19 protein-coding genes are annotated in these 21,993 nt (G+C 57.3%); 13 read left to right on the top strand and 6 right to left on the bottom strand.

The genetic code is table 11. The annotated features are described in order from the left end of the window. Positions 1-56 precede the first annotated feature (56 nt). A complete protein-coding gene (gene nudE / locus P346_RS03135; RefSeq protein WP_008503041.1) occupies positions 57-617 on the bottom strand; it encodes an ADP compounds hydrolase NudE in 561 nt (186 codons plus the stop codon). Between the two features lie 321 nt (positions 618-938). Here nudE and P346_RS03140 point away from each other — a divergent pair, with 321 nt between their 5' ends. From P346_RS03140 to pckA, 5 genes are all read left to right on the top strand, one after another. Then, positions 939-3,074 (top strand): intracellular growth attenuator family protein, encoded by a 2,136-nt coding sequence (locus P346_RS03140; protein ID WP_032662266.1) that lies wholly within the window; start codon positions 939-941, stop codon positions 3,072-3,074. A gap of 67 nt (positions 3,075-3,141) precedes the next feature. Next, positions 3,142-3,825: a GMP/IMP nucleotidase gene (yrfG, locus tag P346_RS03145; protein WP_032662264.1), complete on the top strand. Its 684-nt coding sequence runs from the start codon at positions 3,142-3,144 to the stop codon at positions 3,823-3,825. Continuing rightward, positions 3,822-4,223 carry a ribosome-associated heat shock protein Hsp15 gene (hslR, locus tag P346_RS03150; RefSeq protein ID WP_029740483.1) on the top strand — a complete coding sequence of 134 codons (402 nt, stop codon included), beginning with the start codon at positions 3,822-3,824 and terminating at the stop codon, positions 4,221-4,223. Before yrfG ends, hslR begins: the two co-directional genes overlap by 4 nt. 17 nt (positions 4,224-4,240) lie before the next feature. Beyond that, on the top strand, positions 4,241-5,125 hold the full coding sequence (hslO, locus tag P346_RS03155; RefSeq protein WP_202962607.1) for an Hsp33 family molecular chaperone HslO: 885 nt from the start codon (positions 4,241-4,243) through the stop codon (positions 5,123-5,125). Between the two features lie 356 nt (positions 5,126-5,481). Then, on the top strand, positions 5,482-7,101 hold the full coding sequence (gene pckA / locus P346_RS03160) for a phosphoenolpyruvate carboxykinase (ATP) (protein WP_023309493.1): 1,620 nt from the start codon (positions 5,482-5,484) through the stop codon (positions 7,099-7,101). A gap of 124 nt (positions 7,102-7,225) precedes the next feature. Here pckA and envZ read toward each other — a convergent pair whose 3' ends face one another. After that, positions 7,226-8,572 (bottom strand): two-component system sensor histidine kinase EnvZ, encoded by a 1,347-nt coding sequence (gene envZ, locus P346_RS03165; RefSeq protein WP_023309494.1) that lies wholly within the window; start codon positions 8,570-8,572, stop codon positions 7,226-7,228. Then, positions 8,569-9,288, bottom strand: a complete 720-nt coding sequence (ompR, locus tag P346_RS03170) for an osmolarity response regulator transcription factor OmpR (protein WP_001157751.1) — start codon at positions 9,286-9,288, stop codon at positions 8,569-8,571. Before ompR ends, envZ begins: the two co-directional genes overlap by 4 nt. 232 nt (positions 9,289-9,520) lie before the next feature. Here ompR and greB point away from each other — a divergent pair, with 232 nt between their 5' ends. The 5 genes from greB (at position 9,521) to feoC (ending at position 15,556) form a co-directional block, all read left to right on the top strand. Beyond that, positions 9,521-9,994 (top strand): transcription elongation factor GreB, encoded by a 474-nt coding sequence (greB, locus tag P346_RS03175; RefSeq protein ID WP_014885539.1) that lies wholly within the window; start codon positions 9,521-9,523, stop codon positions 9,992-9,994. An 88-nt stretch (positions 9,995-10,082) separates the two neighbouring features. Further along, positions 10,083-12,413 (top strand): Tex family protein, encoded by a 2,331-nt coding sequence (locus tag P346_RS03180; protein WP_032662262.1) that lies wholly within the window; start codon positions 10,083-10,085, stop codon positions 12,411-12,413. A 319-nt stretch (positions 12,414-12,732) separates the two neighbouring features. Next, positions 12,733-12,960, top strand: a complete 228-nt coding sequence (gene feoA / locus P346_RS03185; RefSeq protein WP_008503050.1) for a ferrous iron transporter A — start codon at positions 12,733-12,735, stop codon at positions 12,958-12,960. Between the two features lie 30 nt (positions 12,961-12,990). Next, positions 12,991-15,309 carry a Fe(2+) transporter permease subunit FeoB gene (feoB, locus tag P346_RS03190; protein WP_032662260.1) on the top strand — a complete coding sequence of 773 codons (2,319 nt, stop codon included), beginning with the start codon at positions 12,991-12,993 and terminating at the stop codon, positions 15,307-15,309. Positions 15,310-15,319: 10 nt separating this feature from the next. After that, a complete protein-coding gene (gene feoC, locus P346_RS03195; RefSeq protein ID WP_032662258.1) occupies positions 15,320-15,556 on the top strand; it encodes a [Fe-S]-dependent transcriptional repressor FeoC in 237 nt (78 codons plus the stop codon). Between the two features lie 33 nt (positions 15,557-15,589). Here feoC and P346_RS03200 read toward each other — a convergent pair whose 3' ends face one another. Both P346_RS03200 and bioH read right to left on the bottom strand, forming a co-directional pair. Further along, positions 15,590-15,859, bottom strand: coding sequence for a YdgH/BhsA/McbA-like domain containing protein (locus P346_RS03200; RefSeq protein WP_023309499.1), 270 nt, complete (start codon positions 15,857-15,859; stop codon positions 15,590-15,592). Positions 15,860-15,970: 111 nt separating this feature from the next. After that, positions 15,971-16,744 (bottom strand): pimeloyl-ACP methyl ester esterase BioH, encoded by a 774-nt coding sequence (gene bioH, locus P346_RS03205; protein ID WP_032662256.1) that lies wholly within the window; start codon positions 16,742-16,744, stop codon positions 15,971-15,973. A 36-nt stretch (positions 16,745-16,780) separates the two neighbouring features. Here bioH and gntX point away from each other — a divergent pair, with 36 nt between their 5' ends. The 3 genes from gntX (at position 16,781) to gntT (ending at position 19,812) form a co-directional block, all read left to right on the top strand. After that, on the top strand, positions 16,781-17,464 hold the full coding sequence (gene gntX / locus P346_RS03210; RefSeq protein WP_032662254.1) for a DNA utilization protein GntX: 684 nt from the start codon (positions 16,781-16,783) through the stop codon (positions 17,462-17,464). Between the two features lie 61 nt (positions 17,465-17,525). Next, a complete protein-coding gene (nfuA, locus tag P346_RS03215; protein WP_003861601.1) occupies positions 17,526-18,101 on the top strand; it encodes a Fe-S biogenesis protein NfuA in 576 nt (191 codons plus the stop codon). A gap of 394 nt (positions 18,102-18,495) precedes the next feature. Beyond that, the gene (gene gntT / locus P346_RS03220) at positions 18,496-19,812 is read left to right on the top strand and encodes a gluconate transporter (protein WP_032662252.1); all 1,317 of its coding nucleotides are present in this window, start codon (positions 18,496-18,498) and stop codon (positions 19,810-19,812) included. A 101-nt stretch (positions 19,813-19,913) separates the two neighbouring features. On the opposite strand, the gene malQ is transcribed toward gntT, so the two are convergent. Further along, a complete protein-coding gene (gene malQ, locus P346_RS03225) occupies positions 19,914-21,992 on the bottom strand; it encodes a 4-alpha-glucanotransferase (protein WP_032662250.1) in 2,079 nt (692 codons plus the stop codon). Position 21,993 lies beyond the last annotated feature (1 nt).

Raw genomic sequence — 21,993 nt, 5'->3', positions numbered from 1 at the left:
TTTTTGTGTTTGCTCCCTCTCCCGTGGGAGAGGGTTGGGGTGAGGGCATCAGGCCACTACAGTCGCCCCTGCCCCTTCAGCCACTCCCGGACCAGGAACAGCGCGCTCACGTTGCGAGCCTCATTAAAGTCAGGGTCTTCCAGCAGATCCATCAGGTGCGCTAACGGCCAGCGAACCTGCGGCAGCGGCTCCGGCTCATCCCCTTCCAGCGATTCAGGATAGAGGTCTTCAGCCACCACGATATTCATTTTGCTGGAAAAATAGGACGGCGCCATGCTCAGCTTTTTCAGGAATGAAAGCTCATTCGCACCAAAGCCCACCTCTTCTTTTAGCTCGCGGTTTGCCGCTTCAAAGACGGTTTCACCCGGGTCGATAAGCCCTTTCGAGAATCCAAGCTCGTAAGATTCCGTTCCCACAGCGTATTCGCGGATCAAAATCAGATGATCGTCGACAATGGGAACAATCATCACCGCTTCGCGCGAAGAGGGGCGCATACGTTCATAAACGCGACGCACACCGTTGCTGAACTCCAGGTCCACACTTTCGACATTAAACAGGCGCGATTTGGCGACAGTTTCAACATTCAGAATGGTGGGTTTTTGTAGTGGTTTGCTCATCGTGATGGGTCTTAGCAGTGAGAACTGGCGTTATTGTGCGATATGCCGCACGGTTTCGGCAATGTCAATCGTTGTTTATTTACATTTATGCAACGTAACTGAGATCAATCCTCAATTCAAAACAAATGTCAAGAGGTTGAAATGTTTCCAGGAATTTGCTGATATCGCGCCATAACAGGCTTTGCTATCATCACAGGTCACTGGGATGCGCTTCAGAATGCTCAAGTTCGACTCCATACTTGCCGATAGCCAACCACAGACTCTCATTCAATGTAAAGGTGCTACAGACTACACCTGTAAGATAAGTAAGATGGGGAAAGCATGAGCACCATTTTGATTGTTCTCGCTGCTATGCTGGCCGGCGCGTTGGTTGCAGGGTGGTTGTACAGGCGCCGCGTACAGCGCCGTTATCGTCTGCCCTTTTTAAATGCATTTGCGGGTGCGAGCACGCGTAAACTCACGCAGGACGAGCGCGATGCGGTTGAAAACTATCTCGAAATCCTGAACCGTACTCAGTTAACGCCTGGGCCAACGGGAGCCACCGCTGCGCCCGTCGCGCTAAAGCTTAATGCGCAAAGTGATACCGTGCTCTGCGTGACGCGCTCCATCACGCGCTATGGCATCACCACTGATGACCCCAACAAATGGCGCTATTACCTTGATTCCGTCGAAGTGCATCTGCCCCCGTCCTGGGAGCAATACATTAATGACGAAAACAGCGTTGAGCTGATTCACACCGATTCATTGCCTCTGGTTATCACGCTTAACGGCCATACGCTGAATGAATACCTTCAGGAAGCCCCGCGTTTTGCACTGGAACGCGCGAGTTCAACGCAGGCGTCCATTCGTGGCGAAGAGACAGAGCAGATCGAACTGCTGAACATTCGCCAGGAGACGCATGAAGAGTACGCCCTGAGCCGCCCGGACGGCATCCGTGAAGCCATTCTGATCGTTGCTGCCTTCCTGCTCTTTTTTATCTGCCTGCTGACGCCGGATGTGTTTGTCCCCTGGCTGGCTGGCGGCGCGGTGCTGCTGCTGGCCGGTGGGCTTTGGGGTCTCTTTGCTCCACCGGCTAAAAACTCGTTGCGCGAGATCCACTGCCTGCGCGGGACGCCAAAACGCTGGGGCCTGTTCGGTGAAAACGATCAGGAACATCTCAACAATATTTCGCTCGGTATTATCGACCTGATCTACCCGCGTCACTGGCAGCCGTGGATCGCGCAGGACCTAGGGCAGAAAACCGATATTGATATCTACCTTGACCGCCACGTTGTGCGCCAGGGGCGCTTCTTATCCCTGCATGATGAAGTGAAAAATTTCCCGCTTCAGCACTGGCTACGCAGTACGGTCATTGCCGGCGGCGCCGCGCTGGTCTTAGCCATGCTGCTGCTTTTCGTGCCGCTGGATATGCCCATTAAATTCACCCTGTCGTGGATCAAAGGGGCGCAAACCATTGAAGCGAGCAGCGTCAATAAACTGGATGAAGCCGGTGTACGCGTGGGGGACACGCTGCGCCTGAAGGGGACCGGGATGTGTAATATTCACACCCCGGGGGCGTGGAACACGCGTCAGAGCTCTCCGTTCATGCCGTTCGACTGTTCGCAAATTATCTGGAACGACGCGCCGCCGCTGCCGCTGCCGGAATCCGAAGTGGTGAACAAGGCCACGGCTCTCACCCAGACGGTTAACCGCCAGCTGCACCCGAAACCGGACGATGATTCGCGCGTCAGCCCCGCGCTGCGCTCGGCCATTCAGAAATCAGGCATGGTTCTGCTGGATGACTTTGGGGACATCGTCCTGAAAACGCAGGATTTATGCTCCTCTCAGGATGAGTGCATACGCCTTAAAAACGCCCTGGTAAACCTGGGGAACAGCAAAGACTGGGACTCGCTGGTGAAACGCGCCGAAGCGGGACGACTGGATGGCGTTAATGTTCTGCTGCGTCCGGTGAGCGCTGAATCGCTGGATAACCTGGTCGCCACCTCGACGTCGCCGTTCATGATGCGCGAGACCACCCGTGCGGCTCAGGCGCTGAACAGCCCGGCGCCGGGCGGCTTTGTGATAGCAAGCGATGAAGGCAGCGACCTGGTCGATCAGCCCTATCCGCAGGTAGCGCTTTATGACTACCCGGCGCAGGAGCAGTGGAGCCAGTTCCAGCGCCTGGCGCAGATGCTGATGCAAACGCCGTTCAGCGCCGAAGGGATTGTTACGAGTATTTATACCGACGCCAACGGCACTCGCCATATCGGCCTGCACCGGATGCCGGATAGCGCAGGCTTGTGGCGTTACATCGGCACCTCTCTGCTGATGACCGCAATGCTGATCGCCATTTTCTGGAACGGCTTTATGGCCCTGCGCCGCTACCAGCGCTCGCGCACCCGGCTTGCCGACATTCAGCAGTATTATGAAAACTGCCTCAATCCTAAGCTGATCCCCTCGTCTGAGAGCCTGATCTGATAACGTCGTTGCGCGACAAGATGTGCTACCCTGTCGCGCACGTTTCTTCTGGCTGGAGTTCCCCCTTATGCATCTTGATATCGCCTGGCAGGAGGTAGATACCGTTCTGCTGGATATGGACGGCACGCTGCTCGATCTCGCCTTTGATAACTATTTCTGGCAAACGCTGGTTCCAGAAACCTATGGCGAGCAGCAGGGGATCTCCCCGGCAGAAGCGCAGGCATTCATTCGTTCGCAATATAGCGCGGTGCAACATACGCTAAACTGGTACTGTCTTGACTACTGGAGCGAGCGCCTCGGTTTGGATATTTGTGCCATGACCACCGCCCAGGGGCCGCGCGCCGTTCTGCGCGAGGATACCGTGCCCTTTCTGGATGCGCTGAAAGCAAGCGGCAAGCGCCGTATTTTGCTGACCAACGCGCATCCACATAATCTGGCGGTGAAGCTGGAGCATACCGGTCTGGCGTCGCACCTTGATTTATTACTTTCCACCCACACATTTGGTTATCCGAAAGAGGATCAGCGGTTGTGGCATGCGGTGAGGGAAGAGACGGGTTTGCAGCCAGAACGTACGTTGTTCATTGATGACAGCGAGCCCATTCTGGATTCCGCGGCAAGGTTTGGCATTCGCTACTGTCTGGGCGTGACCAATCCTGACTCTGGCCTGGCTGAAAAAAGCTATCTGCGCCACCCTGGACTGAACGACTATCGCCAGATGATCCCCTCACTAACCGTGAAGGAGACGCCATGAAAGAAAAACCCTCTGACGGGGTAAGACTGGATAAATGGCTGTGGGCAGCGCGTTTTTATAAAACACGCGCCCTTGCCCGCGAGATGGTTGACGGCGGAAAAGTGCATTACAACGGCCAGCGCAGCAAACCGAGCAAGCTGGTTGAGCTGAATGCCACCTTAACGCTGCGTCAGGGCAACGATGAACGTACGGTGGTGATTAAAGCCATTACCGAACAGCGTCGACCTGCAGCGGAAGCCGTACTGCTTTATGAAGAGACGGCGGAGAGCATTGAAAAGCGCGAGAAGACCGCGCTGGCGCGCAAAATGAACGCGCTGACGATGCCCCACCCGGACCGGCGACCGGATAAAAAAGAGCGCCGCGATCTGATGAAATTTAAACACGGTGAGACTGATTAACCTCACCCGCACGAGAGATGAAAATGGCCCAACACGACCAATTACACCGCTATCTGTTTGAACAATTCGCCGTGCGCGGCGAGCTGGTCACCGTATCCGAAACCTGGAAACAGATTCTGGAAAACCACAACTACCCGCTGCCGGTGAAGACCCTGTTGGGCGAACTGCTGGTTGCCACCAGCCTTCTGACGGCGACGCTGAAGTTTGCCGGTGATATCACCGTGCAGCTGCAGGGCGACGGCCCGATGACGCTGGCGGTGATCAACGGCAATAACCAGCAGCAGATGCGCGGCGTGGCGCGCGTTCAGGGCGATGTGCCTGAAAATGCAGACCTCAAAACGCTGGTGGGTAATGGCTACCTGGTGATCACCATCTCCCCTGAGGAAGGCGAGCGCTATCAGGGCGTGGTAGGTCTGGAAGGCGATACCCTGGCAGCCTGCCTGGAAGATTACTTCATGCGTTCTGAACAGCTGCCGACGCGTCTCTTCATCCGCACCGGTGAAGTGGACGGTCAGCCTGCTGCGGGCGGTATGCTGCTGCAGGTTCTGCCTGCGCAGGACGCACAGACCAATGACTTTGAGCACCTGGCGACGCTGACCGAAACCATCAAAGCGGAAGAGCTGTTCAACCTGCCGGCGACAGACGTGCTGTGGCGTCTGTACCACGAAGAAGAAGTGACGGTTTACGAACCGCAGTCCGTGGAATTTAAGTGCACCTGCTCCCGCGAGCGCTGCGCTGGCGCGCTGAAAACCCTGCCGGATGAAGAGATCGACAGCATCATGGCGGAAGATGGCGAAATTGATATGCACTGTGACTACTGCGGTACGCACTACGTGTTCAATTCGATGGATATCGCTGAGATCCGCAATAACGCCTCCCCGGCGGATCCGCAGGTTCACTAAACCTCCTTCCCCTCACCCTGACCCTCTCCCCTTTGGGAGTGGCTAGGATGAGGGGCAAAAACCCCGCTTAAGCTGAATCGTTTTCCTTATGTAACTCTTACGTAATTTTCTTACGTGTATGCGATTACATTCACATTCTTTCCGATAAAATCACCACTCTTTAACCTTTTCGGAACATTTTCCCCAACCAAAAAGCGATTCCTGCGATAATCCGCCTGCGCTGTGACTGGAGTCGCAGCGTTTTCCGTTAGTAAGGGTTTTGTCCAGATGCGTAAATCTATGAGCCCCGTCGCGGTTAACAACCTCAGAAAAACCCTACAATTTCAGGCAGTACATATTGGCTAAGGAGCAGTGATATGCGTGTTACTGGTTTAACCCCGCAAGATCTCAAGGCTTATGGTATTCACGACGTCCAGGAAATCGTCTACAACCCCGACTACGATACGCTGTATCAGGAAGAGCTCAATCCAGCACTGGAAGGATACGAGCGTGGTGTGTTGACGAATCTTGGTGCTATCGCCGTCGATACCGGTATCTTTACCGGTCGTTCGCCGAAAGATAAGTATATCGTCCGAGACGAAACCACCCGCGATACGCTGTGGTGGGCTGACAAGGGCAAAGGGAAGAACGACAATAAACCGCTCTCCCCGGAAACCTGGCAGCACCTGAAAGGGCTCGTCACCCATCAACTTTCCGGCAAGCGTCTGTTCATTGTCGACGCTTTCTGCGGCGCAAACGCCGATACCCGTCTCTCCGTGCGTTTTATTACTGAAGTGGCCTGGCAGGCGCATTTCGTGAAAAACATGTTTATTCGTCCAACCGACGAAGAACTGCAGGATTTCACCCCGGATTTCATCGTGATGAACGGTGCGAAATGCACTAACCCACAGTGGAAAGAGCAGGGTCTGAACTCCGAAAACTTTGTGGCCTTCAACCTGACCGAGCGTATCCAACTGATCGGCGGTACCTGGTACGGCGGTGAAATGAAGAAAGGGATGTTCTCGGTCATGAACTACCTGCTGCCGCTGCGGGGCATCGCTTCCATGCACTGCTCGGCTAACGTCGGTGAAAAAGGCGACGTGGCGGTATTCTTCGGCCTGTCCGGCACCGGGAAAACCACCCTGTCCACCGATCCAAAACGTCGTCTCATTGGCGATGACGAACACGGCTGGGATGACGACGGCGTATTCAATTTTGAAGGCGGCTGCTACGCGAAGACCATTCGCCTGTCCGAAGAGGCCGAGCCGGATATCTTCCACGCGATCCGTCGCGATGCGCTGCTGGAAAACGTCACCGTGCGTGCCGACGGCTCCATCGACTTCGACGATGCGTCGAAAACGGAAAACACCCGCGTCTCTTACCCGATCTACCACATCGACAATATCGTGAAGCCGGTGTCAAAAGCGGGTCATGCCACGAAGGTCATTTTCCTGACCGCGGATGCGTTCGGCGTGCTGCCTCCGGTGTCTCGCCTGACGGCCAGCCAGACGCAGTACCACTTCCTCTCCGGTTTTACCGCCAAGCTGGCGGGTACCGAGCGCGGCGTGACGGAGCCAACCCCAACCTTCTCCGCCTGCTTCGGCGCGGCCTTCCTGTCGCTGCACCCGACGCAGTACGCTGAAGTGCTGGTGAAACGCATGCAGGCATCCGGCGCGCAGGCATACCTGGTGAACACCGGCTGGAACGGTACCGGCAAACGTATCTCCATCAAAGATACCCGCGCGATTATCGACGCCATTCTGGATGGTTCTCTGGACGACGCCGAAACCTTTACGCTGCCGATGTTTGACCTGGCGATCCCAACGTCGCTGCCGGGTGTGGATACGCATATCCTCGACCCGCGCAACACGTACGGTTCTCCGGAGCAGTGGCGCGAGAAGGCGGAATCGCTGGCGAAGCTGTTTATCGAGAACTTCGAGAAGTATACCGATACCCCGGCGGGTGCTGCGCTGGTGAGCGCGGGTCCGAAGCTGTAGTCCTTCTCCCTCTCCCTGTGGGAGAGGGCCGGGGTGAGGGCATCAGGCCGCAGAGGTCTTATGTTGTCGGGTGGCGGCTTCGCCTTACCCGACCTACAAAAAGGGTGGCTAGCGCCACCCTTTTTTAACTCTCTTTCACCTGTCCCCGCGTCACCGGGACCGGCAGCCAGGCGCGAATGCTCAGCCCACCCCGCTCGCTGGTGCCAATTTCCAGCAGTCCGTTGTGGTTATCGATAATACGCTGCACAATCGCCAGGCCTAAGCCCGTACCGCTGGTGCTACGGGCGCTGTCGCCGCGCACAAACGGCTGGAACAGATGCTTACGCTGCTCGGGCTTGATGCCCGGACCGTCGTCTTCCACCTGGAACCAGGCGCGGTTGAGTTCAGACCCGCTGCTGACTTTAATCCAGCCGTTACCGTACCGCGCCGCGTTGACCACCATGTTGGCGACCGCACGTTTGATCGAGAGCGGGTGCATGCGTACCTGGATCTCCCCCGCCTGCAGGTCGGTATCAATCTCACGCTCGTAGCCGCTTTCCGCCGCCACCACCTCGCCCAGCACCGCGTTCAGATCCGCCATCTCCATTGGCATCTCCTGCCCGGTGCGCAGGTAGTCGATGAACTGCTCGATGATGGCGTTACACTCTTCGATATCCTTGTTAATGGACTCGGCAAGGTAACCGTCCTCTTCCCCCATCATCTCCGTCGCCAGACGAATACGCGTTAGCGGCGTGCGCAGGTCATGGCTGACGCCCGCCATCAGCAGCGTACGGTCATCCGCCAGCTGCTTCACGCCTGCCGCCATATGGTTAAACGCGCGCGTCACCGAACGGACTTCCGAGGCGCCATACTCGCGCAGCGGAGGTGGAATAATCCCTTTACCGACCTGCAGCGCAGCGTGCTCCAGGTCGACCAGCGGTCGGTTCTGTATACGAATAAATAGCCACGCGCCGCCTATCGCCAGCAGCATAATCGCCAGGGTGTAGCGGAACAGCGGCGAGAAGTCGCCCTGATGGATTTCGGTCAGCGGGACGCGCACCCAGATATTGGGTGACAGCCAGGTTTTCAGCCAGACGACGGGCGAGCTTTTGTTGACCTCAACGCGCACTTCCGTTGGGCCGCCCAGCTGCTGCGCCATCTGCTGGCTGAGGAATTCGTAGTGCTGCGCCCAGCGCAGGCCCGCGTCTTCCGCCGCTTCGTTGGAGTAGAGCGAAATGCCCAGCTCACGGTAGATTTCACGGCGAAACGCCGGGGGAACGACGAGCTGCGTGCCGTCCTCCAGCTGCAGTTTATCGGTCATCAGCATACGGACTTCGTAGGCCAGGACCTTATTAAACTGCTGGAGGCTCGGCAGGATCGCAAAGTTCAGCACCACCAGATAGGTCGTCACCAGGCTGACGAACAGCAGGGTGACGATCAGCAACAGGGTGCGGGCAAACGAGCTACGCGGCGAGAAGCGCATTCGCCTCATGCTTTAGAGCCGTCCGGGACGAACACGTAGCCCAGACCCCATACGGTCTGAATATAACGAGGATGCGCAGGATCTTCTTCCACCATGCGGCGCAGGCGGGAGATCTGCACGTCAATAGAGCGTTCCATTGCGGAGTATTCGCGACCGCGCGCCAGGTTCATCAGCTTGTCACGGGAAAGCGGTTCACGCGGGTGGCTGACCAGCGCTTTCAGTACCGCAAACTCACCGCTGGTAAGCGGCATTGGCTCATCTTCACGGAACATCTCGCGCGTGCCGAGGTTCAGCTTGAACTTGCCGAAGGCAATGACGGCTTCTTCCTGAGACGGTGCGCCAGGCAGTTCGTTCGCCTGACGGCGCAGCACAGCGCGAATACGCGCCAGCAGTTCACGCGGGTTAAACGGTTTTGGAATGTAGTCGTCCGCGCCGATTTCGAGGCCCACGATACGGTCAACTTCCTCGCCCTTCGCCGTCACCATGATGATTGGCATCGGGTTGCTCTGGCTGCGCAGACGGCGGCAAATAGAAAGCCCGTCTTCGCCAGGCAGCATCAGGTCGAGAACCATCAGGTGGAAAGATTCACGGGTCAGCAGACGGTCCATCTGCTCAGCGTTCGCGACGCTACGAACCTGGAAGCCCTGCTCGGTCAGATAACGTTCCAGCAGCGCGCGCAGGCGCATGTCGTCATCCACGACCAGAATTTTGTAGTTCTCTTGCATTGTGTGTACTCCCAAAGGTTCGGATAGTCTTTGTAACAGCGTATTCTAAAAAAGTGCACGTATTCGACCAGTTAATTCTGGTATAAATTCTAGTCGAAATTGTTACAAAGCATATTTAACAGCAGCTTATCTGCTCATTTCATCACATAAATCATTATTAATCCTGTCTGTTACACTGTGTGGTACGTATTGTGCGCAAGACAGTTAACCGGCAGGCAGCAAAGGCTTTACCATGAAAACGCCCCTGATCACCCGCGAAGGGTACGAAAAGCTCAAAAAAGAGATGGATTACCTCTGGCGCGAAGAGCGTCCTGAAGTAACCAAAAAGGTGACCTGGGCGGCAAGCCTGGGCGACCGCAGCGAAAACGCTGACTACCAGTACAACAAAAAGCGGCTGCGCGAAATTGACCGCCGGGTTCGCTATCTGACGAAGTGCCTCGAGAATCTCAAAATTGTCGATTACTCCCCGCAGCAGGAGGGCAAAGTGTTCTTCGGCGCGTGGGTGGAGATTGAAAACGACGACGGTGACACCCTGCGTTTTCGCATTGTCGGCTACGATGAAATTTTTGGTCGTAAGGATTACATCTCCATCGACTCCCCGATGGCCCGCGCGCTGCTGAAAAAGGAAGTGGGCGATCTGGCCGTCGTTCAGACCCCTGCCGGTGAAGCCAGCTGGTACGTCAATGAGATCGTCTACGTAAAATAGTCCGAGAGCGCCCTCCCCGGCTGGCATTTTGCCGTGTCAGCCCGTATAACTATCCCCTGATTTTTTCGACTCAACAGATGATAAAGCCATGATGAAAGATTCGCTCTGCCGCATTATTGCGGGTGATATTCAGGCCAGAGCCGAACAGGTAGAAGCTGCCGTTCGCCTGCTTGATGAAGGGAACACCGTGCCGTTTATTGCACGCTATCGTAAGGAAGTCACCGGCGGTCTGGATGACACGCAGCTGCGTAACCTGGAGACCCGTCTGGGCTATCTGCGCGAGCTGGAAGAACGTCGTCAGGCGATCCTCAAATCCATCGGCGAACAGGGCAAGCTGACCAGCGAGCTGGAAAGCGCCATTAACGGTACCCTGAGCAAAACCGAACTCGAAGATCTCTATCTGCCGTACAAACCGAAGCGCCGCACGCGCGGGCAGATTGCGATTGAAGCGGGTCTTGAGCCGCTGGCCGACCTGCTGTGGAACGAACCGTCCCACGATCCCGATACCGAAGCGGCGAAATTTATCGACGCTGACAAAGGCGTAGCGGACACCAAGGCCGCCCTCGACGGCGCGCGCTACATTCTGATGGAGCGCTTCGCCGAAGACGCCGCCCTGCTCGCTAAAGTGCGCGATTACCTGTGGAAGAATGCCCACATCGTCTCTACCGTCGTCGCGGGTAAAGAGGAAGAAGGCGCGAAATTCCGCGACTACTTCGATCACCACGAACCGATCTCTACCGCCCCTTCACACCGCGCGCTGGCGATGTTCCGCGGCCGCAACGAAGGCGTGCTCCAGCTCTCCCTGAACGCCGACCCGCAGTTTGACGAGCCGCCGAAAGAGAGCCACTGCGAGCAGATCATCATCGACCATCTCGGCCTGCGCCTGAACAACGCCCCGGCAGACAGCTGGCGTAAAGGCGTGGTGAGCTGGACCTGGCGCATCAAGGTGCTGATGCACCTCGAAACCGAGCTGATGGGCACCGTGCGCGAGCGCGCCGAAGACGAAGCGATTAACGTCTTCGCCCGTAACCTGCACGACCTGCTGATGGCCGCCCCTGCCGGCCTGCGCGCGACTATGGGTCTCGATCCGGGTCTGCGTACCGGCGTGAAGGTCGCTGTGGTTGACGGCACCGGCAAGCTGGTGGCGACCGATACCATTTATCCGCACACCGGCCAGGCAGCGAAAGCGGCCGTCGTGGTGGCGGCGCTGTGCGAAAAATACAACGTGGAGCTGGTTGCCATCGGCAACGGTACGGCATCCCGCGAAACCGAGCGTTTCTACCTCGACGTGCAGAAGCAGTTCCCGAAAGTGACGGCGCAGAAAGTGATCGTCAGCGAAGCGGGGGCATCCGTCTATTCTGCGTCCGAGCTGGCGGCCCAGGAGTTCCCGGACCTGGACGTTTCCCTGCGCGGTGCGGTCTCTATCGCACGTCGCCTGCAGGATCCGCTGGCGGAGCTGGTGAAGATCGACCCGAAATCCATCGGCGTGGGCCAGTATCAGCACGACGTGAGCCAGACCCAGCTGGCGCGCAAGCTGGATGCGGTGGTGGAAGACTGCGTAAACGCCGTCGGCGTTGACCTGAACACCGCTTCCGTTCCCCTGCTGACCCGCGTGGCGGGCTTAACCCGCATGATGGCCCAGAACATCGTCGCCTGGCGTGATGAGAACGGTCAGTTCCAGAACCGTCAGCAGCTGCTGAAGGTGAGCCGTCTGGGGCCAAAAGCCTTTGAGCAGTGCGCGGGCTTCCTGCGCATCAACCACGGCGATAACCCGCTGGATGCCTCCACCGTTCACCCGGAAGCGTACCCTGTGGTGGAACGCATTCTGGCCGCCACCCAGCAGGCACTGAAAGATCTGATGGGTGATAACAGCGCCCTGCGCAACCTGAAAGCCGTTGATTTCACCGACGACAAATTTGGTGTTCCAACCGTCACCGACATTATCAAAGAGCTGGAAAAGCCGGGCCGCGATCCGCGTCCTGAGTTCAAAACGGCGACCTTTGCCGACGGCGTGGAGACCATGAACGACCTGCTGCCCGGCATGGTGCTGGAAGGCGCGGTGACCAACGTCACCAACTTTGGCGCGTTTGTGGATATCGGCGTGCATCAGGACGGTCTGGTGCATATCTCATCCCTCGCCGACAAGTTCGTTGAAGACCCGCACACCGTGGTCAAAGCGGGCGACATCGTGAAGGTGAAAGTGCTGGAAGTGGATCTGCAGCGCAAGCGTATCGCGCTGACCATGCGTCTGGACGAGCAGCCGGGCGACACCAACGCGCGCCGCGGCGGAAACGGCGGTGGCCGCGAGCAGCAGCGCCCGGCCGCGAAGGCGGCAAAACCGCGCGGCCGTGACGCCCAACCTTCAGGCAACAGCGCGATGATGGATGCGCTGGCGGCAGCGATGGGTAAGAAACGCTAAGGTTGTCAATGCCCGGTGGCGCTGCGCTTACCGGGCCTACGATTTTGTAGGCCGGGCAAACGCAGTGCCGCCCGGCAAGAAGGCCGCAGGAAATTAAAATAAATAGGATGTAGCCATATTTAAACCACGAATTATCACCCCGTTAACAAATACTCCCCTTTTCGTTTTCCAGCCATTTCAGCAAATATTGAGCAAGGTCAAACAGGCCGTAAATTAATACCGTAAACAACATTCCGTCACAGTTTTAATATTGCTGATAAAAACTATTCTCATTATCATCCCATAGTAGATAATTTAACCTTTCGTGGAATCAGGCGTTATGCAATTCACTCCAGACAGTGCATGGAAGATTACCGGTTTTACCCGCGAAATTAGCCCGGCCTATCGGCAAAAGCTGCTGTCGCTGGGCATGCTGCCCGGCTCGTCATTCCAGGTCGTGCGCGTGGCGCCGCTAGGCGATCCGGTTCATATCGAAACCCGCCGCGTGAATCTGGTGCTGCGTAAGAAAGACCTCGCGTTAATAGAAGTCGAAGCCTTATCCCGATAACAAGCCAGCGGTTTCAGTGAGTCTAAAAAAATGAAAAAGTTAACTATTGGCTTAATTGGCAATCCTAATTCCGGCAAGACCACCCTTTTTAACCAGCTGACCGGCGCCCGCCAGCGCGTGGGCAACTGGGCGGGCGTGACGGTTGAGCGTAAAGAGGGCCAGTTCACGACAACGGACAACCAGGTGACGCTGGTTGACCTTCCCGGCACCTACTCCTTAACCACCATTTCGTCGCAAACCTCGCTCGATGAGCAGATTGCCTGCCACTATATTCTTGGCGGCGACGCGGACCTGCTGATCAACGTGGTCGACGCCTCCAATCTCGAACGTAACCTTTATCTGACGCTGCAGCTGCTGGAGCTGGGGATCCCCTGCATCGTGGCGCTCAACATGCTCGACATTGCGGAGAAACAAAAGCTGCGCATCGACGTCGATGCCCTCTCCGCGCGCCTGGGGTGCCCGGTCGTTCCGCTGGTCTCGACGCGCGCTCGCGGTATTGACGCGCTGAAGCTGGCCATTGACCGTCACCAGGGAAATCATGACATTGAGCTGGTGCATTACGCGCAGCCTCTCCTGCGCGAAGCCAATGTGCTGGCGAAGGAGATGGACAACAGTATGCCTGCGAAACAGCGCCTGTGGCTTGGCCTGCAGATGCTGGAAGGGGATATCTACAGCCGCGCTTACGCCGGGCATGCGGCCGATAAGCTGGACGCGACGGTGGCCCGTCTTAGCGACGAGCTGGACGACCCGGCGCTGCACATCGCCGATGCGCGTTACCAGGCCATCGCCTCGATTTGCGACGTTGTCAGCAACGCCCTGACGGCAGAGCCCAGCCGCTTTACGGCAGCGGTGGATAAGGTTGTGCTTAACCGCTTCCTCGGTTTGCCCATCTTCCTGCTGGTCATGTACGTGATGTTCCTGCTCGCCATTAACATCGGTGGCGCACTCCAGCCCATTTTCGACGCGGGTTCCGTCGCGGTCTTCGTGCACGGTATTCAGTGGGTGGGTTACACCCTGCACTTCCCGGAATGGTTAACCATCTTCCTCGCACAGGGGATCGGCGGCGGTATCAACACCGTTCTGCCTCTGGTGCCGCAGATCGGCATGATGTATCTGTTCCTCTCGTTCCTGGAAGATTCAGGCTACATGGCGCGCGCCGCGTTCGTGATGGATCGTCTGATGCAGGCGCTGGGTCTGCCGGGTAAATCCTTCGTCCCGCTGATTGTCGGCTTCGGCTGTAACGTACCGTCGGTGATGGGCGCACGCACGCTTGATGCGCCGCGCGAGCGTCTGATGACCATCATGATGGCACCGTTTATGTCCTGCGGTGCCCGTCTGGCCATTTTTGCGGTCTTTGCCGCAGCCTTCTTCGGTCAGCAGGGCGCGCTGGCGGTCTTTTCGCTGTACGTGCTGGGCATCGTGATGGCGATCCTCACCGGTCTGATGCTGAAGCACACCATCATGCGCGGTGAAGCGTCACCGTTTGTGATGGAGCTGCCGGTGTATCACGTGCCGCATCTGAAAAGCCTGGCTATCCAGACCTGGCAGCGCCTGAAAGGCTTTGTGCTGCGCGCCGGTAAGGTCATTGTCATCGTCAGCATTTTCCTGAGCGCGCTGAACAGCTTCACCCTCAGCGGACAGGCGGCAGATAACATCAACGACTCTGCCCTCGCCTCCGTCAGCCGCGTCATCACGCCGGTCTTCAAACCGATTGGCGTGCATGAGGATAACTGGCAGGCAACCGTCGGGCTGTTCACCGGTGCGATGGCGAAAGAGGTGGTTGTCGGCACCCTGAACACGCTTTACACCGCTGAGAACATTCAGGAACAGGAATTTAATCCGGCAGAGTTTCATCTCGGTCATGAACTGCTGGGTGCGGTAGAGGAGACCTGGCAGAGCCTGAAAGACACCTTCAGCCTGAGCGTGCTGGCGAACCCTATTGAGGCGAGCAAAGGCGACGGCGAAATGGCGACGGGTGCCATGGGCGTGATGGGCGAGAAATTTGGCAGCGCGTCCGCGGCCTACAGCTACCTCATCTTTGTTCTGCTCTACATTCCGTGCATCTCCGTGATGGGGGCGATTGCCCGCGAGTCCAGCCGCGGCTGGATGGGCTTCTCCATCCTGTGGGGGTTAAACATTGCGTACTCGCTGTCGACGCTCTTTTATCAAACCGTTAACTTCAGCCAGCATCCGCGCTACAGCCTGGTCTGCATCCTCTCGGTTGTGCTGTTTAACGCGATCGTGCTCGGTCTGCTGCGGCGGGCACGCAGCCGCGTCGACATCGACCTGCTGGCAAACCGTAAAACCGCCGCGACCTGCTGCAGCAGCCCGGCGGGCGACTGTCACTAAGGAGCACACCATGGCATCGTTGATTCAGGTTCGTGACCTGCTGGCACTACAAGGGCGGATGGAGGCGAAACAGCTGAGCCTTAGCCTGCATACGCCGCAACCGATGATCGATGCCATGCTGGAAAGACTGGAAGCCATTGGGAAAGCCGTGCGGATTCAGGAAGAAGCCGACGGCTGTCTCTCCGGCAGTTGTAAAAGCTGTCCGGAAGGAAAGGCCTGCCTCAGGGAGTGGTGGGCGCTGCGTTAACAAAGCCAGGCATCGCTGCCTGGCTTTATCGTATTACTTGTAGACGTCCGCCGTTGCGCGTACGTTTTTGGTCTGTTTTTCTGCGCTGGTGACGACGTAGTACGTTCCGCCCAGCTCATCCGCTTTCTTCGACAGCTCTTTTCTCGCGTCCATCGGCGCGGTGGTGTCAGACGTAGAAATCTCACCAATTTTCGTCAAATTCATGCCGGCAACTTTATCTTTTTCCAGCTCTTTTGCCGCAAAGACGCCAAATGACAGTGACCCAATAACCAGAGAAGTGACAATACCTGTAACAAGTTTCATAGCCTGACTCTCCATAGGATTGTTGTTTTGATTATCGTAGGCAGAACAACCGCAACGACATCTGGAGTATGGTTGCGGTGTGTTACTTTTTCCAGGCTGGATAGAAAATAATCAGTCTAAACGTTGACTTAACGCAATGAGCGCTGAACAAAACTCCGTCGGATGGGAGATAAACGGGGCATGTGCGGCTTTGGCAACGATCTGCGATTCACTCTCCGGCCAGAGTGAATCCAGCAGCGGAACCACTTTGCGCGGCACAATCCCGTCGAGGTAACCGTAGATACGCAGGTGCGGCACCGTCAGCGCGGCGAGCGGCTCGCGCAGGTCAACCGTTTTCAGAAGCTCAAGACCGCCGTTAAGCACCTCAACCTCCGGCATCGGCAGCGAAAGCACGGTCTGCTTCAGCATTCTGGCATCTTTACGCGCGGTGTCAGTGCCCATTGTCTGCAATGCCAGGAACCGCTCTACGGTCCGCTGGAAGTCTTCGCTCAGCTGCTGCTGGAAGCCCTCCAGCACGTCAGGTTTGATCCCTGGCCACGCGTCCTGCGCGCTAAAACAGGGTGACGATGCCACAGTTACCAGCGCTTTTACGCGTTCAGGCTGCGACAGCGCAATTTGGCTCGCCACCAGCCCGCCCAGGCTCCAGCCCAGCCAGACCGCGTTTTGCGGCGCTGCGTCCAGAACCTGCTGCGCCATCTCATCAAGCGACAACGCGCCATACCCGCGGCTGCGGCCAAAGCCGGGTAAATCCACCAGATGCAGTGTGAAATGCGAGGCAAGTTCCTCACTTATGCAATGCCATATCTCCGCATTCAGGCCCCATCCGTGCAGCAGCACAAGATGGCAATTTCCTGTCCCTACGGTCTGCCACCACAGCGTCTTCATCAGTTACTGTTCTCTTTTTTCACAAGGAGGTTGCACATGCTAACAGTACCCGGCTTGTGCTGGCTATGCCAAATGCCGCTGGCGCTCAGCGGGTGGGGCGTCTGCTCCGTCTGTACGCGAGCGCTGGAATGGCGTATCGGGACCTGTCCACAATGTGGTTTACCGGCCACGAACCCATCGTTGCCCTGTGGCCGCTGCCTGAAAAAATCCCCACCGTGGAGCGCGCTGGTAGCCGTGGATGATTATGTTCCGCCTCTGAACAGGCTGATCCACGCGCTGAAGTTTTCCGGGCAGAGCTCGCTGGCACAGCCCCTTTCCCGACTGCTGTTGCTGGCGGTTTTGCAGGCGCGACGTCACCGGGCACTGCCGAAAATCGACATGGTGGTGAATGTCCCCTTATACCGACGTCGGCACTGGCGGCGCGGCTATAACCAGAGTGACCTGCTCTGCCGTCCCCTCGCGCGGTGGCTCGGCTGTCGGTATGAGGCCCGCGCGCTGACACGCGTTCATGCCACCGCCATCCAGCATCAGCTCAGCGCCCGGCTGCGCAAAAGAAACCTCAAAAATGCCTTTCGCCTTGAATTGCCGGTCGACGGTCTCCATATCGCGATTGTGGATGATGTCGTCACCACGGGCAGTACCGTCGCTGAACTTTCCCGACTGCTTTTGCGAAGCGGCGCCGCGTCGGTTCAGGTATGGTGTCTGTGCCGTACCTTGTAGCCCTTCTTCAATGGGCGTATGATTATACCCAGGTAATTTAGTCAACTATTAGGCCAAAGCTATGATCCGTATTTCCGATTCTGCACAAGCGCACTTTGCCAAACTGCTGGCAAATCAGGAAGAAGGGACGCAGATCCGCGTGTTTGTGATTAATCCAGGCACTCCGAATGCAGAATGTGGTGTTTCTTATTGTCCTCCGGACGCTGTGGAAGCCACTGACACTGCCCTTAAATTTGAGCAGCTCACCGCCTACGTTGATGAGCTGAGCGCACCGTATCTTGAAGATGCGGAGATCGACTTCGTCACCGACCAGCTGGGTTCTCAGCTGACCCTGAAAGCGCCGAACGCGAAAATGCGTAAAGTGTCTGACGATGCCCCGCTGATGGAGCGCGTTGAGTATCTGCTGCAATCGCAGATCAACCCACAGCTGGCGGGCCACGGCGGTCGTGTTTCCCTGATGGAAATCACGGAAGACGGTCTGGCGATCCTGCAGTTCGGCGGCGGCTGTAACGGCTGCTCTATGGTCGATGTGACCCTGAAGGAAGGGATCGAGAAGCAGCTGCTGAACGAGTTCCCGGAACTGAAAGGCGTGCGTGACCTGACCGAGCACCAGCGCGGCGAGCACTCTTACTACTAATTCAGTATCCGTCTGTATCGCCCGGTGGCGCTGCGCTTACCGGGCCTACAAAAATAGTGAGGTCTGATGCCCTCACCCCGGCCCTCTCCCACGGGAGAGGGTGAAAACATTAAAAACGGTAACCTCGTGGTTACCGTTTTGCGTTTACCTCTCCTTCTATATGTTGACCTGCGTCTCATAATTCACATTTTGCCTGCCTGGGTGATTCTCAATCACATCATGTTACCCGTATCATTCTCGTGGGCACTCAGCATCCTTATAACAGCCGACTAAACTTAATGGTTTCGAAGGCATCAGTATGAGTGCCGTTAACACTCTGTTCCCAGTTGGGACAATCGGAATTTGTCGTTGAAACAATGACGTTACCCATAACAATTCAAAGGCCAGGTAAATCATGCCATTAGTCATCGTTGCTATCGGTGTTGTGTTATTACTGCTCTTGATGATCCGTTTCAAAATGAACGGGTTTATCGCTCTGGTTCTGGTGGCACTTGCAGTCGGTCTGATGCAGGGTATGCCGCTGGTTAAAGTTATCAGTTCCATCAAAGCCGGCGTCGGCGGCACGCTCGGCAGCCTGGCGCTGATCATGGGCTTCGGTGCCATGCTCGGCAAAATGCTGGCGGACTGCGGGGGCGCGCAGCGTATCGCCACCACCCTGATTGCCAAATTCGGTAAACAGCACATTCAGTGGGCCGTGGTGTTAACCGGTTTTACCGTCGGCTTCGCGCTGTTCTATGAAGTGGGCTTCGTGCTGATGCTGCCGCTGGTGTTCACCATCGCGGCTGCGGCAAACATCCCGCTGCTGTATGTCGGTGTGCCAATGGCTGCGGCCCTGTCCGTGACCCACGGCTTCCTGCCGCCGCACCCGGGCCCAACCGCTATCGCAACCATTTTCCACGCGGATATGGGTAAAACCCTGCTGTTCGGTACGATTCTGGCGATCCCAACCGTGATTCTGGCCGGCCCGGTTTACGCCCGCTTCCTGAAAGGCATTGATAAGCCGATCCCGGAAGGTCTGTACAGCGCCAAAACCTTCACCGAAGAAGAGATGCCTGGCTTTGGCGTCAGCGTCTGGACCTCTCTGGTACCGGTGATCCTGATGGCGATGCGCGCCGTGGCGGAGATGATCCTGCCGAAAGGTCACGCGTTCCTGGCCGTTGCGGAATTCCTGGGTGACCCGGTAATGGCAACGCTGATTGCGGTGCTGATCGCGATGTTCACCTTCGGTCTGAACCGCGGTCGTTCAATGGATCAGATCAACGACACGCTGACCTCTTCCATCAAAATTATTGCCATGATGCTTCTGATCATCGGCGGCGGCGGTGCATTCAAGCAGGTTCTGGTCGACAGCGGAGTGGACAAATACATCGCTGCCATGATGCATGAAACCAACGTGTCGCCGCTCCTGATGGCCTGGTCTATTGCTGCGGTTCTGCGTATTGCGCTGGGTTCTGCGACCGTTGCGGCGATCACTGCGGGCGGTATCGTTGCCCCGCTGATTGCGACCACGGGCGTAAGCCCTGAGCTGATGGTTATCGCCGTCGGTTCCGGTAGCGTGATTTTCTCTCACGTTAACGACCCTGGCTTCTGGCTGTTCAAGGAGTACTTCAACCTGACGATCGGTGAAACCATCAAATCCTGGTCCGCGCTGGAAACCATTATTTCGGTGTGCGGTCTGGTCGGGGTGCTGCTGTTGAATATGGTGGTTTGATGTAAAAAAGCCGGGTGGCGCTACGCTTACCCGGCCTACTCGATCCATGTAGGCCCGGCGCCACCGGGCAATAAAAAACCCGCCACTGGCGGGTTTTTTTATCACTTCTTAGCGGCTGCTTTTCGCCGCTTGTCCAAATCCTTAATCAGCTTGTTCACCCCGTCATCGGCAAACATCTTCTCAAGCGTTGTGGACAGCTTGCGACGCCAGTTCTTGTACTGATAGCTGGTGCCCGGAATGTTCACCGGCTCCGCCATATCAATCCAGTCTTCCGGCTGCAGGCCCAGCAGCGCGCTGTTGCTGTCGGCAATATAGCGCTGTAGGCCACGATTAAGGGTCGCGGTCATCGACATCATGGACGCCTTATGTCCGGCACGTTTCGGCAGACAGCCCTGCTTGTGCAGCGCATCCAGCAGCCCCTGCTTAGAGAGCTCGCGATCCTGATACAGGCCGCGCAAAACCTCTTCGTCAGGATACAGACCCAGCGTTTTACCGAGCGTCAGATCGCCGCTTTCCCAATAGCCACGAAGCGTAGGAAGGTCATGCGTCGTCGCGACTGCCATTGACTGTTCAGGGTACGCTTTCGGCGCGCGGAAGGTTTTCTCATGGTCGTTTTCAAAATAGAGCACTTTATAGGAGTAGACGCCGCTGTCGCGGAGCTTGCTGACAATTTCCACCGGCACGGTACCGAGATCTTCACCGATCACCATGCACTGGTGGCGCTTACTTTCCAGCGCCAGGATCGACAGCAGATCGTCAACCGGATACTGCACGTACGCCCCGTGATCGGCCGTTTCACCGTACGGGATCCACCACAGGCGCAGCACGGACATCACGTGGTCGATGCGCAGCGCGCCGCAGTTCTGCATGTTCGCGCGCAGCAGGTCGATGAACGGCTCGTAGGCGCGCGCCGCCATGACGTGCGGATCCATCGGCGGCAATCCCCAGTTCTGGCCGAGCGGGCCAAGGATATCCGGTGGCGCACCCACGGAGGCTTTCAGACAGTAAAGCTCACGATCGCACCAGGTTTCCGCGCCGCCTTCCGCCACGCCCACGGCCAGATCGCGATACAGGCCGATCGGCATTTTATAGCCCTGGCTCACCTGCCAGCAGGCGGCAAACTGGCTGTACGCCAGCCACTGCAGCCACAGGTAGAAGTCCACTTCATCGGCATATTTTTCACAGAACGCTTTCACTTCAGGCGTGTCGACGGACTGATACGCTTCCGGCCAGACCGGCCAGCCCCAGCGCATTTCGTCCTCTTTCACCTGATACGCGTGCAGCGCATCAAACGCCGCCTGCCAGTACAGGCTCTCGCCCTCCTGCGTCACAAACTGGCGGAACGCGGCCATCTGCTCGTCGTCGCGCTGCGAAAAGCCTTTCCACGCCAGACGCAGCGCGGCCATTTTCAGCGCCGTGACGGTGGAATAGTCCACCCAGTCTGCGTCGCGCGCCTGCTTGAGAGCCTGCTGCGTGGTGCTGAGTTTCCACCACGCCTGCGCCTCTTTGCTGTTTTTGAAGTCTTCTAACGCGTTAACGTCGATATAAATCACGTTCAGCCAGCGACGGGACGACGGGCTGTACGGGCTGGCGCTCTCCGGGTTGGCCGGATAGAGCGCGTGGATCGGGTTGAGACCGATAAACGCGCCGCCGCGCTCGCCCACATCCACCAGCATCTTTTTCAGATCGCCAAAATCACCGATGCCCCAGTTGCTGTCTGAACGCAGGGTGTAGAGCTGCACGCAGGCGCCCCACAGCTTTTTGCCTTCGAGCAGCGCCTGAGGCTCGTAGCAGCGTTTTGGCGCGACGATCACCCGGCAGTGGAAGCGCAGGTCATCCTGGGTGAGCGTGAGGGTGTGATACCCCTCCGGCAGCTTCGCCGGAAGGTTAAGCGTTTTGCCGCCGGTGGCGTGGCCTTTGTGCTGATGCCCCTCTTCGGTAGTAAGCAGCCAGCTAAACTCGCCGCGCCCCTCCACCGTCAGCGCCATCTTTTTGCCTGCGGTGAATACCTTCACGTTCGGCACCGGCGCAACCGACGCTTTCGCGTCGGCTTTGTGCATGGCGTCCAGCAAACGTCTTTTGGTGTCGGCGCCAATAGACTGCGGTTTGCCGTGCGCATTAATGTAACTGAGGCTGATCCCCGCCGCCTGCGCGGCGCTGTCCAGACGTTTACTCTCCATC

It is taken from the genome of Enterobacter sp. DC1 (assembly GCF_000568075.1).
Classification (GTDB): Bacteria; Pseudomonadota; Gammaproteobacteria; order Enterobacterales; family Enterobacteriaceae; genus Enterobacter; species Enterobacter asburiae.
The sequence above is the reverse complement of the archived record's forward strand: the minus strand, read 5'-3'. Positions and strand labels throughout refer to the sequence as shown.